General features: G+C 53.7%; 13 protein-coding genes and 1 tRNA gene. 5 read left to right on the top strand and 9 right to left on the bottom strand.

The genetic code is table 11. From position 1 onward, the window contains the following. Positions 1-99 precede the first annotated feature (99 nt). Both GM154_RS03085 and GM154_RS03080 read right to left on the bottom strand, forming a co-directional pair. Positions 100-366, bottom strand: coding sequence for a DUF2790 domain-containing protein (locus tag GM154_RS03085; protein WP_083397816.1), 267 nt, complete (start codon positions 364-366; stop codon positions 100-102). A 371-nt stretch (positions 367-737) separates the two neighbouring features. Continuing rightward, positions 738-962: a DUF2188 domain-containing protein gene (locus tag GM154_RS03080; protein ID WP_074821781.1), complete on the bottom strand. Its 225-nt coding sequence runs from the start codon at positions 960-962 to the stop codon at positions 738-740. A 235-nt stretch (positions 963-1,197) separates the two neighbouring features. On the opposite strand from GM154_RS03080, the gene GM154_RS03075 reads away from it, so the two are divergent. Continuing rightward, positions 1,198-1,274 (top strand) — tRNA-Met (locus GM154_RS03075). A gap of 103 nt (positions 1,275-1,377) precedes the next feature. On the opposite strand, the gene otsA is transcribed toward GM154_RS03075, so the two are convergent. Together otsA and otsB are read right to left on the bottom strand one after the other, a co-directional pair. Then, positions 1,378-2,796, bottom strand: a complete 1,419-nt coding sequence (gene otsA, locus GM154_RS03070) for an alpha,alpha-trehalose-phosphate synthase (UDP-forming) (protein WP_010795941.1) — start codon at positions 2,794-2,796, stop codon at positions 1,378-1,380. Positions 2,797-2,798: 2 nt separating this feature from the next. Continuing rightward, entirely contained in the window at positions 2,799-3,566 is a 768-nt protein-coding gene (gene otsB, locus GM154_RS03065; protein ID WP_219651185.1) for a trehalose-phosphatase, read from the bottom strand. 162 nt (positions 3,567-3,728) lie between these two features. Here otsB and GM154_RS03060 point away from each other — a divergent pair, with 162 nt between their 5' ends. Further along, positions 3,729-4,259 (top strand): hypothetical protein, encoded by a 531-nt coding sequence (locus tag GM154_RS03060; protein ID WP_219650961.1) that lies wholly within the window; start codon positions 3,729-3,731, stop codon positions 4,257-4,259. 8 nt (positions 4,260-4,267) lie between these two features. Here the strand turns inward: GM154_RS03060 and rimI are convergent, their stop codons facing one another. Both rimI and GM154_RS03050 read right to left on the bottom strand, forming a co-directional pair. Then, positions 4,268-4,720 carry a ribosomal protein S18-alanine N-acetyltransferase gene (gene rimI, locus GM154_RS03055; protein ID WP_010795944.1) on the bottom strand — a complete coding sequence of 151 codons (453 nt, stop codon included), beginning with the start codon at positions 4,718-4,720 and terminating at the stop codon, positions 4,268-4,270. Further along, complete coding sequence (locus GM154_RS03050) at positions 4,717-5,481, bottom strand: energy transducer TonB (RefSeq protein ID WP_219651184.1); 765 nt, start codon at positions 5,479-5,481, stop codon at positions 4,717-4,719. Before GM154_RS03050 ends, rimI begins: the two co-directional genes overlap by 4 nt. 215 nt (positions 5,482-5,696) lie before the next feature. Between GM154_RS03050 and mksB the strand changes: the two genes are divergently transcribed. Genes mksB through mksF form a run of 3 tightly spaced genes read left to right on the top strand, consistent with a single transcriptional unit; the run spans position 5,697 to position 10,448 of the window. Then, positions 5,697-6,959 (top strand): Mks condensin complex protein MksB, encoded by a 1,263-nt coding sequence (gene mksB, locus GM154_RS03045; protein WP_219650960.1) that lies wholly within the window; start codon positions 5,697-5,699, stop codon positions 6,957-6,959. Next, entirely contained in the window at positions 6,949-7,620 is a 672-nt protein-coding gene (mksE, locus tag GM154_RS03040; RefSeq protein WP_219650959.1) for an Mks condensin complex protein MksE, read from the top strand. The genes mksB and mksE overlap by 11 nt, the downstream gene beginning before the upstream one ends. Continuing rightward, on the top strand, positions 7,617-10,448 hold the full coding sequence (gene mksF / locus GM154_RS03035) for an Mks condensin complex protein MksF (protein WP_219650958.1): 2,832 nt from the start codon (positions 7,617-7,619) through the stop codon (positions 10,446-10,448). Before mksE ends, mksF begins: the two co-directional genes overlap by 4 nt. An 11-nt stretch (positions 10,449-10,459) precedes the next feature. On the opposite strand, the gene GM154_RS03030 is transcribed toward mksF, so the two are convergent. Genes GM154_RS03030 through GM154_RS03020 form a run of 3 tightly spaced genes read right to left on the bottom strand, consistent with a single transcriptional unit; the run spans position 10,460 to position 13,998 of the window. Further along, a complete protein-coding gene (locus GM154_RS03030; protein ID WP_219650957.1) occupies positions 10,460-12,751 on the bottom strand; it encodes a PqiB family protein in 2,292 nt (763 codons plus the stop codon). Continuing rightward, the gene (locus GM154_RS03025) at positions 12,744-13,352 is read right to left on the bottom strand and encodes a paraquat-inducible protein A (RefSeq protein ID WP_219650956.1); all 609 of its coding nucleotides are present in this window, start codon (positions 13,350-13,352) and stop codon (positions 12,744-12,746) included. Before GM154_RS03025 ends, GM154_RS03030 begins: the two co-directional genes overlap by 8 nt. Then, complete coding sequence (locus tag GM154_RS03020; protein WP_219650955.1) at positions 13,339-13,998, bottom strand: paraquat-inducible protein A; 660 nt, start codon at positions 13,996-13,998, stop codon at positions 13,339-13,341. Before GM154_RS03020 ends, GM154_RS03025 begins: the two co-directional genes overlap by 14 nt. Positions 13,999-14,150 lie beyond the last annotated feature (152 nt).

The following is a 14,150-nucleotide window of genomic DNA, read 5'->3' as shown; positions in this document are numbered from 1 at the left end:
CCTTGAACAAGTATGCAAGGCACCTCTTTTGATCAGAAAATATTAAATAAAATTAAATCAACAATTACATCTGACAATCAAATAGATTAAATAACCCTATTAGTTATCATTACAACCAGAGCCCGAAACCTGATACTCCATTACATGAACTTTGTCATTATGGTCTTCATATGTCATGCGTACAGGACGGACACCACAGAAACTGGTGATATCGGGACTGTCGATGACACGTTTGATATCCAGGTGGTCTGAATACGTGTAATGCTCGACAACAGGCGTGCTGGCGGCATCGGAGGGGATTTGGTCAGCTAATACGGAACTGCTGGCAAGGACAAGGGCAGCTACAATCAAACCTTTCATTTTCATCTCGCTTCCAACTATAAAGTTACCTTCTCCCTGATAAACAAGCAGGCGAATACCTACTTATAAACAGGTCCGGAGTTTGTTCTTTAATTATCGGAACGGGGCAGCACAGGGAGATGACGTAATGATTACAGAAAAGTCATTGTAGATATAATGCCCAGTGGACAAATGAATATTGCCTAATAAGTAACGAATAGTCCTTAAGTGCCAATACCGTTTAAACACCCCTTTCAAATTGAGAAACAGTTCATTCTTTAAAGGTGCTAAAGGGCAATTTGGGGCAAGCTCATGAAGCCTTCGTCGTCCTTGACCGGACATACACGGGCGTCGCCGTTGCCTCTCTGCTGACTGATAGCCGCAACGGCACCCTTGCTCTAACCTTTTGACTTGCGTGGATCGGCGCTACGAGGATAGGTACGCTCCTCCTCAAGGGTGCCATCCACCTTGTGAATTTTGACTGACGCCGTCTTTCCCTCAAAAAACTCATGCATCTGCTCTACGAGCTGCGCCTTAGTCTCAGCGCTTTTGGAGGCACGGGCTGCGCCTTCCTTTTTCAGCTCCCAACCCTTGTCGCCTTTAGTGACGTGATAGTTATCCATTGCTTTCTCCTGGTCTAGAAATACGCCTTTAGAAGACGCTCCTGTTAAGGACTGTTACGACCTGAACAAAGTTTACTTAACACACTGCCCTTATCGGACCGAAACGAAAGCGCCTTTCCAGGCGCTTTTACCAATGCAGTCGCCCATCTATAAAAAAACGTTAGTTTTTAAGCAATTAAATGAAAAAGAGGGGTTGACACAGGGCTTTGGAGAAAGAATAATGCGCGCCTCGGATGGCTACGTAGCTCAGCTGGTTAGAGCATAGCATTCATAATGCTGGGGTCCGGGGTTCAAGTCCCTGCGTAGCCACCACCTATTTCTAGGGTCTAGCTTCGGCTAGACCCTTTTTTATTGCCTGCGAAAAATTTCCATAAAAAAGCCCGCTACATTGCGGGCCTTTTTAAGCCTTTGCCACTTAAGCGCCTGTAGCTCCTACTGCACGCAAGTTAGCTACAGGCCTGGCCTTTACCGCCCGCAAATCCTTGAGGAACTTGTCACGCCAGGAGGCCAGATCATTCTTGCGGATAATCCGCATCATGTCCTCATAGCGATCCTTACGCTCCTGTAGCGGCATACTAATGGCGCGATCAAGGGCTTCGGCCATGCCCACCACATCGTAAGGGTTCACAATAAGCGCCGAGTTGAGCTCACGGGCTGCCCCTGCAAAACGCGAGAGTACCAATACGCCAGGATCTTCTGGATCCTGCGCAGCCACATATTCTTTGGCTACCAGATTCATACCATCTCGCAGCGGCGTTACCAGACCAATATCAGCAGAGCGGAACAGCCCCATGACGGTACGGCGGTCATAGCTCTTGTTCAGATAACGAATCGGTGTCCAATCCAGCTCGGAGAAGCGACCATTGATATGGCCCGCCTGGGACTCAAGCTGTTGACGAATATGCTGATAGGTTTTCACATCGGAGCGAGAAGTCGGTGCGATCTGGACAAACTGCACCCGCTTGCGGTGCTCAGGAAACCGTTCCAAAAGCTTTTCATAAGCGCAAAAGCGCTCCACCAGCCCTTTTGAATAATCAAGACGATCCACGCTGACAATCGTCTTATAAGGCACACCTTCGATACTGCGCGAGATGAAGTTACGGCGTGCGCGGTAGGATTCGGCTTGCTTGATAATATCGTCCGGTACAGTACCGATCGGATAGACCTCGGCACGGAAGTTATGGCCATACGCCGTAAGGCTGCCATCGCTCTCCAGCACGCCACGAACCTCGCGTGTAATGTAATCCTGGAATGCCAGCTTGTCCGTTTCCGTCTGAAAGCCCACCACATCATAGAAGCACAACGTCTTGAGCAGCTCATTGTGTGGCGGAATGGCTGTCAGGATTTCAGGCGCCGGGAACGGCGTGTGCAGGAAGAACCCGATACGGTTGCGGATACCAATCATCTGACAGGCTTCTGCAAAGGGAATCAGGTGGTAATCATGCACCCAAATGATATCGTCAGGCTTTAACAGAGGCTTGAGACGCTCTGCCATGGCTGCGTTGACACGACGGTAACCATCGTACTCTTCCCGGCTGTAGCGTGAGAGATCGACACGATAGTGAAAAACCGGCCACAGCGTTGCATTGGCAAAGCCGCGGTAATACTGATCATAGTCACGCTTGTTGAGCGCGAAGGTATGATAGGTGATGTTATCGTGTGTCTCGTTCTTGCCGGGCGGCACTTCCTCATTGGAAACATCGCCATTCCAGCCCAGCCAGATACCGCCTGACTGCCGCAATGCGTCGAGCACGCCTACTGCCAATCCTCCCGACGGAGCCTTTCCCGGTTCAATGGGTGCTACACGGTTAGAAACTACCACCAAACGGCTCATCTTCAATCCTCTTGTTCTACGCGTGCGTTACCGGCTTGTTCTGCCAGGCCGCACAGCCAATCGGCTACAGCTTCGACCGACTCCAGTCGTTGCTGCGCCACAGTCGAGCCTTCTCCGATTTTGATGGAAAGGCCTCCCATTTCATTGATGACTTCAAAGCCAGCCTCGTCGGTCAGGTCGTCACCGAGAAAGACAGGGACTCGTCCATCGAAGGGTGCCTCACGCATGAAGGTACGTATCACCGCGCCCTTGCTCGCGCCTTTAGGCTTAAGTTCAAACACGCTTTTGCCGGGCTGCAACGTCAGCTGCTGCGGATAACGCTCAACCAGAGTTTCGGCAATCCGCCGCGCTTCATCTTCCAGCTCAGGCGCCTGACGATAATGCAGCGCAAACGCCATGCCTTTGCTTTCCAGATAGAGTGTAGGATGCGATTCAACGGCAGCGCCAAGCTCTGCGCCTACGCGCGTTAGCAGATCAGCGTCGAGCGCCAGACGATGCATCTGGCCTGAATAATCGCGGCGCTGGGCACCATGAATGCCTCCGGCTGGCAATTGCAACGGCTTGACCAGATGGTCAATATCATCGATTCGGCGTCCAGACACTACCGCGACAGGAATGCCTGCCTGGGTAAGCGTATGAATTGAAGAAAGCGTTTTTTCAGGAATAAAAACCTGTTCCGGGCGGGGCTGTAGGGCAGCAAGCGTTCCGTCCAAGTCGAGAAAAAAAGCGCAGCGCTGAAGAGGTACGGGTAATTCGATCTCTGAATTCATCATGTACGCTCTGACTGTGAATTTTCATCATCGTTCGAAGGGTTTTCGACAACTCCTTGGCAGATCGAGCATAGGCGAACAAAAGGAATCCCGTCGCCTAAATGGGGTCACACCAACATGACCCGACTGTATGGGATAGCCGAATCTCTTGAGGAGACGCTTATGAAAAAGCCTGATATGAACCGAGACCCTCTGCCCATCGACGATAACGAAGACCGCATGGGCGGCATGCAGGAACTGAACTTCAACGATGAGCTATTCCATGGCAAAGACCGAGGCCAGCAGACCGAAGAAGACTACGAAGGCCAGTTCCCCCCGGAGCGCGTCAGTGAAGCGGGCATGACGGAAGGCGAAACAGCCGATCACCACGTTACCCTGGATGACATGACGCCTGAAACCTTGCTGGACGACTCTGGCGCACGTAATCCGAATGAATACGGTGATGCATGGCCTGTCGACAAGGAGCTGACCGTAGTCAGTGACAGGGACATCGGCGGTGGCGTTGGCATGGACGAAGCCGAAATGGGCCGCGTCCTGCCGTTGGATGGTGAAAAATGGGACGGCAACCCGGACGAAGTCAACGAGGCCGACCAGCGCCGTGCCGAGAACTCAGCCGACCTGGATGCAACCGACCTTGATATTGAGCAGCCTGCTGATGGTTTTGATCTGAACGAGAAGAAGCCAGGACATTAAGTCCTGGCTTAGTCCAGCAGCGTGCACGCCATGACCAGGGCATCTTCTCGCCCGCCGGCGGCAGGATAGTAATCCCGACGACGGCCTATTTCATTGAAACCATAGCGTTCATAGAGTCGATAGGCCGCTTGGTTACTTTCGCGAACTTCAAGAAAGCACTCTCTGGCATCAGCCAGGCGAGCCTGCTTCATAAGGTGATCCAGGAGCTGGTAACCCAGGCCTTTACCCTGGCTTTCCGGCTTTACGGTGATGTTCAACAGATGGGCCTCATCCAGAATGACATTGATCACACCGTGTCCCACTTGCTGCTCACCTTCAAACATTACCCAGCAGTTGTAGGACTTAAGGCCGTCCAGAAAAATACCGCGTGTCCATGGGTGACTAAAGGCAGCATATTCAATCTTGAGAACAGCATTGAGATCGGCTTCGGTCATCGGCCGAAAATGAATGGAATCGCTCATCTAACATCTGTCCAACGGGGGCGGATACGCTGCATGGCACGCCATACATCAGCTTTTAGGCGGGGTTGCTCCATGAGGGCTTCAAGCCCCGGAATGACCCAGGCAGAACCGAGACTATCCAGTCGGATTTCCTGGCATTCGATTTTCACATCATCGCTTGAAACAAAGCGAGCGGCGGCGCTACCAACCAACCAGAGGCAATCGCAGGTTTCGGTTTCCAGTTGAGAGGCCACAACACTCTGCACAAAGGTTCGCGCTTCGGCAGGCCCCTGATCAAGCGCTGCATTGGCCAGTAACGGCCAGCGAATAGGCTCACCCAATGACTGGGGGCTGTCAGGCAGACCAGCCGCATGCAGCATGTTTCTGAGGAGTACATAGGCAGGATCGCGTCCTGCCAGGGAAGCGCCTGCCGGTAGATCAACCAGCAGAAGGCAAGATCCGGCTCGCAGTAATTGCAGGGAAAAGCGAGGCGGCGCTTCTCGCTTGATCGGCTCAGGACGAGATTCAGACTCAGGCGGCGTGGCGACCTTGGCCGAAGAAACAGTAGGACGCTCCGGCCGAACCAGCTTTGCAGTCGGCGCCTCCACCTTGGGGGCTGGCCGAGCGACAGTCGGTGCTGGCTCCTCGGGCAAGGCAGTTGGATTGACATATGCCAGCAATTCCGGACGGGAAGGTGCAGCAAAAGGCAGCGTCGTTCGTGGCAGCCAGACGTCTATCTGCATGGCGCGCAGATACGCGCGGCGCCGATCTTCGGCCATCATTGGCAGCATTCCGTCAGCAACAAAAAAGTCATACGGCTCATCATAGATCAGCGCCGCAGCGGACGCTGTAAAAAGACCAATTATCGCGCGCCTTGCTACCTGACGGAAAGGCCAAAGCGTACTCATTACGCAAACTGGCCGACCACATGTCAAAGCTGATCCTTTAGCCTAGGGCCATACAGTACAATTGACTCTTTTGTGCAAACGGCCCCGTCATGATCGATCCCAAGCGCGTTCTCCGCGCACTTGCCGAACACTGGGCGCAGCTGGACCCACTGTGCGAGCACTTCGACAGCGGCACGCTGAGCCTTGTAGAACTCCGCACCCGGCTTGGAGCCCAGCTACCTGACAGCACGCCAGTCGATATCACGGCACTACTCGATGCGTGGATCCGCCTGGATATTCTGGTCCCGGTTGCCAAGAGCCCCAACCGTTTCGAGCTTAACGCACAGATTCATGATTTCCTGGCCTACCTGCGTCGCGAACACCGCTTGGGGCTGTGCCTTGAAATCGAAGCCTACCTGCGCCACCTGGAACGGCTTGCCGCTCATATCCAGGACGCCTTCGAAGCACGAGACAGCAACGAGCTGGCCCGACAGCTGCGCCTTTTGGATATGCGTGTACGGGACGTCCTGAAAAAGCTGAGTAACGACGAGCATGCCCTTGTAGGGGTCGCCGAGCGGGCCAAGACCAGTGATCGTCAGATCCCGTTGCGGCAGCGTTACGCCGAAGTCCTGGCTACCTGGGACGAATATGTCGAACCCATGATTCAGCTCGTCTCGGCCGATGGTATCTTCGAGAAAGGCGTCAATCGGGTCGAGCACGTCCTGTTACGCCTGATGGGTGAGCAACATCGCCTGGGAAAGCTGGTCGATGATGATCTGCTGCTACGCACCCATGCCCGAATCCTTGAAATGCAGACGACGGCCCAACTCTCGCTGCGCCGTGCACGTGAACTACTACTGCCGCTACGTGAAGAAGCCCGCCGCCATAATGCCATTACTCGTGGCGCGGCTCTAGCGTTGGCTGCTATACGCCGTAAAGGTCTGGATGCCGTTCCGCAGACAGCCATGCCCCTCTTCAGTCGCCCCCAGAGCGTCTTCCTGGGTACAGCCTCTCAGGTGGAAAGCTATGTATACGCCCTGGCACGCTTCGAGCCCAAGCCAGCGCAATTTCCCAAGGCAAGCGATTCACGCAAGGAAACCACGAAGCCCAAGGCACCTCGTACCGCCCGTGAAATGCTGGATCGCTGCGAAAATGCCCTACCTATGCCGGACCTCATGATCTGGCTACTCGAACAGGAGCCTGAAGGCGCCACCGACGAGCTCCTGTACTGGTTCTCTCGTCTCTCCCGTGACAGCCGCTTCCAGCGCGAGCGTCTGCCGCGCCGTGATTACGATACTGCCGAGCACCGGGTCAGCCTGTGCTCTTTCGCCCTCTCCGCCCGAGATACTGCGAGCACCACCCATGCACATTGATTTAACTGAACTCTCCTTGCTTGCGCCGATTTTCCGCGAGCTGCTCAAGGGCTTTCATATCAGCCGCCGCGAGCCCGAGCTATACGCACAACTGTCCAACCTTCAGGATGCCTATCGAACCCTCTTTAAGGCGCTGGGCTTCGAGCTTGTTTGCGATACACGTGGTTTTTATTACTTCGTGCCTGAACAAATGGGCGCCCAAGTAAACAAGACGGCCCAGCGCTTGGCGCTGTTCACGTTCATCATGGTCGAGCATCTGGCGGATCAGGGTCGTGATCCGCTCAGTGTTCTGGATGGCGGCAGCTTAGGTCGTGACGAACTGCCGGCCCTGCTGGAAAAGTACCGAGACCTGTTCCTGCAGGCTGAAGTACAAACGCAAGATGAGCTGGAGGAAAAAATCCTGCGCCGCCTGACCCAGCTTGGCTTTGCCTCGGAAGACAACGGTATCTATCGCTTCCTGCCGCCCATGCACCGCTTTTTGGACGTCTGCCTGGCAGTTCAGCAGGACCGGGATCTGGCCGCCACGCTCCACAGCGAGCTGCCCTTGCCCGCCCCCGAATTGCTTGATGACGATATCGACGCCTTGACGACACTTGATGAGGAGGACGAGCTGGCCCGAGCCGCCGCAGAAGAACGCGCTTACCAGGAGACCGACGCATGAGCCTGACCCGTTACGGCATCCGCCGCTTTGCCCTGCTCAATACAGCGGGTTACAGCCTGGGGCTTTTTCCGCTTGAACATCCGCTGTCAGTCTACGGCGCCAACAACCTGGGCAAAAGCGCCTCAATCAATGCGCTTCAGTTTCCTATCCTGGCGCGCATGTCTGACATGAGCTTTGGCAAGTACAACCTCGAGCAATCACGCAAGTTTTACTTCGCTACCGACACCAGTTACATCCTGGTAGAGCTTTCTCTGCCCCACGGCCCCCATGTGATTGGTGTAGTAGGCCGAGGACCGGGAGGCGGTTTTGGCCACCAGTTTTTTGCTTACGCCGGCGAGCTGGATCTGGCTCACTACCAGAAAAACGGCACCTGCCTAAGGCAACGCGAGCTGTTCAAGAATCTGGAGCGAGAAGGCATCAAGGCTTACGAGGTCAAACCCGAGGAGCTAAGGCGTCTTCTGGTTGGCGGCCATACCTCCATTCCTCTGGACCTGACGCTGATCCCTCTGCGCTCCACCAGTGAACAAAGCCTCAAGACCTTCCGGGCCTTGTTTATCAACCTGCTCCACATGCGTGAAATCACGGCGGCTAAGCTCAAGCAATTATTCCTCGATGCCTTCGAACACAGCCTGCGCTCCGGCAGCGTCGACTATATCGCCGCTACTGAGGAAGCCTTCCGTGACGTACGTCGTATGGAACAGGACTATCAGGCTCTGGTCGCAGCCGGCCCGCTGGTAGAGGCGCTGGCCAACGGTGTCCAGCAACGCGAACGGCTGCGCGGTAAACTGCACCGCCTTTCGCCGCTGCTGGATGCACTTCTCGGTGCGTGGCAAACCTATTCCGAAGATCGCCGCGATGAGCTGGTCAGCCAGGCCGAACACCTGCGCAGCGAACAGGACCGCCTGCAGAACACTCAGCGTAACAGCACCCAGGAAATGATGCGTCTGGAGCGCCAGCTCAGCGAGATCCAGCGTTGGCTGGGAGAGATGGCTGCCCTGAAGAACCGCTTTGCCCTGGCTGAATCTGCCGCTCAGCTCGAGCAGAACCTCATGGCTGCCAAAGACGCGCATGATGAGCTGGCTGGCGCCCTGTCTCAGTCAAGACAGTTCAGCAGTGGCGATCTTGACGAGCGTGTCCGTGACCTTGAAAGGCGTCTTAAATCGATCGCTCAGCAGTTGGATCACGCGGATAACAACAGCTATGCGCGTCTGCGTGAGGAGTTTTCGCAGCAGGATGTTGATCGGCTGATGCGCCTGTTTAATGGCGCATTGTTCAGCCTGCCTTTGGGCGAACAGGGCGTCCGTCTGGATGATACCCAGTGGATGAAGACACTTACTACTGTACTGGATGGCTTCAACGGGGATCGCTTCGAGGCTCCAGGCCTCTCGATAGATCTTTCATCCATTGAGCCTCCAACCTTGCAGGCGTTGGCTGACCGCGCTGCACTACGCGACCAGCGTGATCGTCTGGAACGCGAACTCAAGCAGCTCAAGACCCAGCAAGCCGTTGCCGCTGATCGCGTCTTGAGCAAGGCGCAGTCCGATAAGCTCTATCAGGAAGTACTGGATGCTCAAAAAGCTTTGGAAGACTTCCGTCGCTATCAGACGCTGGCTGCCCAGGAGGCTGAAAAACTCGAGCAGCTGGCTCAACTCGAAGCCTCCCAGGACGAGCTCAAGCGTTCAAGCGATGCATTTACTGAACGTGTTCAGCAGGTTTCCGTAAAGCTTCAGCTGATCGCACGCCAACTGGCCGATCTGGAAGCCAAGCAACGTACCCTGGACGACTCCCTGCGTCGCCGGCAGCTTCTTCCTAGCGATCTTCCCCAGGGAATTCCCTTCATGGAATCAGTAGATGACTCGCTGGATAACCTGCTGCCCCTGCTTAACGACTATCAAGACACCTGGCAAGCCTTGCAGCGTATCGATACACAAATCGACGCCCTCTATGCCCAGGTTCGCCTCAAAGGAGTCGCCAAGTTTGACAACGAAGACGACCCGGAGCGCCGACTGACCCTACTCGTCAATGCCTACGCCCATCGCCAGGACGAAGCACTGACGCTAGCCAAAGCTCGTCGCGCCGCTGTGACCGATATTGCCCGTACGCTGCGCAACATCCGTAACGACTACGACAACCTGGAGCACCAGCTGGGACTCTTCAACCGAGAAATCAACCGCCGCCAGGTTTCGAACCTGGAAAGCTTTCGCATTGTTCTCGCACCAAACAAGGACGCGCTCAAGCACATCGATCAGATCATTCACAGCGCAGGCCAATATGAAGAGGGCGAAACGCTTTCTGTTTTCGATCTTACCCAAAGCGCCGAGCAGGACGCCAAGAACGAAGAGGCCAAGGAATATCTTGCTCGCCTGGTTGCAGCCAACCATAACCAGCTGGGCCTGAAAGATCTGTTCGAACTGGCCTTTGAAATTACCAAGGTCGGTGGCCAACCGATTATTCACACCGATATTGACGGTGCAGCCTCAAACGGCACGACCATGACCATCAAGGCACTGACCAACATGTACCTGCTCCTGCACTTGATGGATCGTGAACAGGCCAGCCGTATACGTCTGCCCTACTATCTCGACGAAGCCGCGGATATTGACGAACGCAATCAGATAGCCCTGATCGAGACGAGCCGCCAGCTAGGCTTCGTACCTATCCTGGCCAGCGTAAAGCCTCAGGTAGCCGCCCATGTGGCGATAGACCTTGAGGGCGGCAGCAGTCCGAATGGTATTTATATCGATGAGGATGACTGGAAATACATTCATCGCAAGGAAGAATCGGTCGCGCCTGCAATAACGGAGACGCTTGAAGAAGAGCAGGCTTAGGCCTGTTCCTCTCAATTTGCGTTACCCAATTTGATCTTCGGCGACCAGCCCTGCCACTCAGGCTCTACTTCATCAAACAGAACAAACGTCTGGCCTGGCAGGGCCTGCTTACCCATATCCTGTTCAGGCGTGGCAAAGGCGATTCCGCCTTCCAGAAGAGCCTCAAACGAGTTGCTGCGTAGCTTGACGCCCCTGAACAGGCTGGCATCCACCGCAACACCACTCGCATTCCAGAACCGCGTTCCGGCATGTATTAATGGGGCATAACGTGGCTCGATCAGAATATGTACCAGCACGCGGTTGGCCTCGCTACTCAACTCCAGGCGCGTAACCTTGCCTACCGGTATTTCCTTATAGCTCACCTCAACGCCTGGCTTAAGCGAACCACGTCGAGAAGCGCTGAGGACCAGATGCAGCCCCGGCTCTTTATCCAACGTGTTAGGTGGCTCGGGTAGAACATCGAAACGGGTCTTGGCGACACCTGCACGAGCAGCCGGTGAAACTTCGATATAGCGTCCGGTTACCAACGTACCAAGATTTTCCGTTCTCAAGAGCCCCAGTTCGGGCTTTACCACCCAGAATTGAGCACCCAAGCTGGCAATACGGTCTTCCGCGTCGGTCACGCGAACCTTGACCCTTACACTGGCCAGGTCATCTGCCAGCTCGACATCTTCTACCTGCCCCACCTTCAAACCACGAAAATTAAGCGGAGTTCCAGGCTTCATGCCTTCGCCGTTATCCATACGCAGCTCAATCAGTGTGCCTTTACGTATCGCCTCATCCTGATCCTTGAACAGCGAAAAACGATGTGCATCACCTACACGTTTGGCTTTTAGATCCGGCGTAGAAAATGCAATCCCGCCAGCAATCAACGTTTGCAGCGACTCGCTTTTGACCTGAACACCATTCAGATTACCGGTAAGCGTCACGCCGCTGGCATTCCAAAAGCGAGTCGAAGAGTTGATAAGAGACGCGTATTCAGGCTCGATATGTATACCGATAACAACCCTCTGTTGATCGCGAGACAGCTGATAGCTTTGCACGCTTCCCACTTGCATTTGCCGATAGAGAATCGGACTTCCAATATCAACTGAACTCAAACGATCACTGAACAGAACCAAGTGCAGACCAGGTGCATCTGTGTTCAATGGAGGCGCTTTGGAACGAATCGTGAACTCGCGAGCGGGACGTCCATGCTTGGCAAACCGCACGGCAAGGTAATTTCCTTTTACCAATGCCTCGATTCCCGTTACGCCTGCCAGTGAAATCGAAGGCTTGACCGTCCAGAACTCACTGCCCACATTCATGAGCGATTCGGTGCGAGGATCCATCATCAACTCGGCAGTAGCACCGGTATAGTCCTCATTCATGCTCAAGGCTTTCATGGTACCTACTTGCACACCATTGAACATGACAGGCGTGCGCCCCGGATTCAGCCCTGCAACGTCGCGCACATGCAGAACCACCTTGTAACCCGCCTCGGCAGCCTCATAATCGCTATACAGCTTGAAAGGAGAGCTGTTGGTAGGTGGACTGTCTTCATGGTTTCCAGGCGTGAAGAAGGCAATCCCGCCCGCCGCAAGACTTATGATCGACTCAGTATGCACCTTGAAGCCGTCAAGCCCACCGGAAACACTGATACCGCTGGCGTTATAAAAGCGAGTATGTTTGCGGACAAGGTGCGCATATTCTTCACGGACATGAATCTTGACCTCGACAACTCGAGGATCGCTGCCTAGCTGATACCCTTCTACCTGCCCAACTTCCAGCTGCCTGTAATACACAGGGCTACCCTGTATAAGAGAACCTAATCGTTCGGCTTTGAGCGTAAGGTGCAGGCCGGGCAAATTACTGGTTAATGGTGGAGGATCGCGCAATGCCACAAAATCCCGTGCAGCCTCTCCGCCGCCAGGCTGAATTGCAATGTACTGCCCAGAGACAAGGGTTTCCAAGCCGGTTACACCTGCTAACGACACGCGGGGTTTCACCAGCCAGAAACGTGTTTCAGAACGCAGGTATTTCTCGGCATCCTTGTTGATATTGATCGTAGCGATAACTCCCCGGCTATCCTCTGCGACCTTGATGTGACTTACCTTACCCAGAGAGATACCTTTATAAAGCACCTCTGTTCGATCAACACTAATACCTTCCCCATCATCAAAGCGGATCGTGGCTTGCGTTCCAGACTCGTTATAAGCCTTCCACCCTAACCAGGCAGCAATGGCCAAGGCAATCAGTGGTAACACCCAAAGGGCAGACCAACGTGAGGCAGGACGTATTACAGACTGGGGCAAATCACTCATCGTTATCCTCTGAGCAGGCATGATCCCAGATCAATCGAGGATCAAAAGTCTTTGCAGCAAGCATGGTCAAAATTACTACAGCTGCGAAAGCGATCGCGCCGGGATTGGCATCCACGTTGGCAAAACTGCCGAAATTAACCAGGGTTACCAAAATTGCGATTACGAAGATATCAAGCATGGACCAGCGTCCAATCAACTCGATAAAACGGAACAGAAACATGCGTTGCCGAGCGCGCATTGCTCTTTTGCGCTGGACGGAAATCAACAGCCAGGCCAGTCCAATAAGTTTGAATGTAGGAACAATAATGCTAGCGACAAAGACGACTGCAGCAATAGGAATCATTCCGTTGTTAATCAAGTCAATGATGCCAGAGATGATGGTTGACGGTTCGCCCTTGCCAAAATAGCTCACCGTCATGATGGGCAAAAGATTTGCCGGAACATAACAGATAGCGGCGGCAACCAGTAGCGCCCAACTCCTCGATATGCTCTTGGGAACACGGGGATAAAGAGCCGCTCCGCAACGACTGCAAGAGTTGGCAGGCTTGTTTAACTTATGACATTCACGGCATACCCATAGGCCTTGATCAACGGCCCGCATGACCAGACTCCACCTCTATTTCCTGCCATAACTGCTGGGGTGACATAAGCGAGTCCAGCCAGACTTGGATAAGCAGTAGAGCCGTAAAGCAAAACAAACCCACACCCAGACTTAATTCGGCTACATCGCCGACTTTGACCATCGCAACCAGGATGCCTAACAAGTAGATCTCCCACATTCCCCACTCACGAAGATGCTGATAGCACCTTAGCAATAAGATACCTGTTGATCTGATTGAAGGTCGCTTAAGGCTGATAAGGACCAGCAACTGACAAATCAGTTTAATGAGAGGAATAAATAGGCTACACGAGAGCACAAGTGAAGCAATGATAGTCATGTCTGCTTTATAGAGCGCTATGACTGCACTCCAGACAGTGTCATATGTCTGTTGCCCGAACATTTTAAGCTTCATGATGGGCAGGAAATTAGCAGGTATAAAAAGAAGCAAAGCAGTCACGACCAAAGCGAGCCCCTTATCAACCACTCGCCTTTTAAAGTGATAAAGCTCATAGCCGCATCTTGAGCACAATATCTTGTGCTCAGTTTCTACTGCTAGTGTGACCTTTTGCATTAAAAGATCACACTCAGGACAAGCGATCAACGTATCAGGATCATGCGATATATGTGGATTAAGAAGATCTGACATCGGCCTAGATTACCTGATAAATATATTCATCAGCCGATCATTCTGGCAGTGATAAGCAGCATATTGGAAGTTTTCCTGCTGCAAAAGCAAAACCCCCGGGCGGTTAGGCCTGGGGGTTTTGGGTATAGGTGCTTGACGATGACCTACTCTCA

The organism is Pseudomonas sp. MAG002Y (genome assembly GCF_019400845.1).
GTDB lineage: Bacteria > Pseudomonadota > Gammaproteobacteria > Pseudomonadales > Pseudomonadaceae > Chryseomonas > Chryseomonas luteola.
This window is presented reverse-complemented; position numbering and strand designations above follow the sequence as displayed.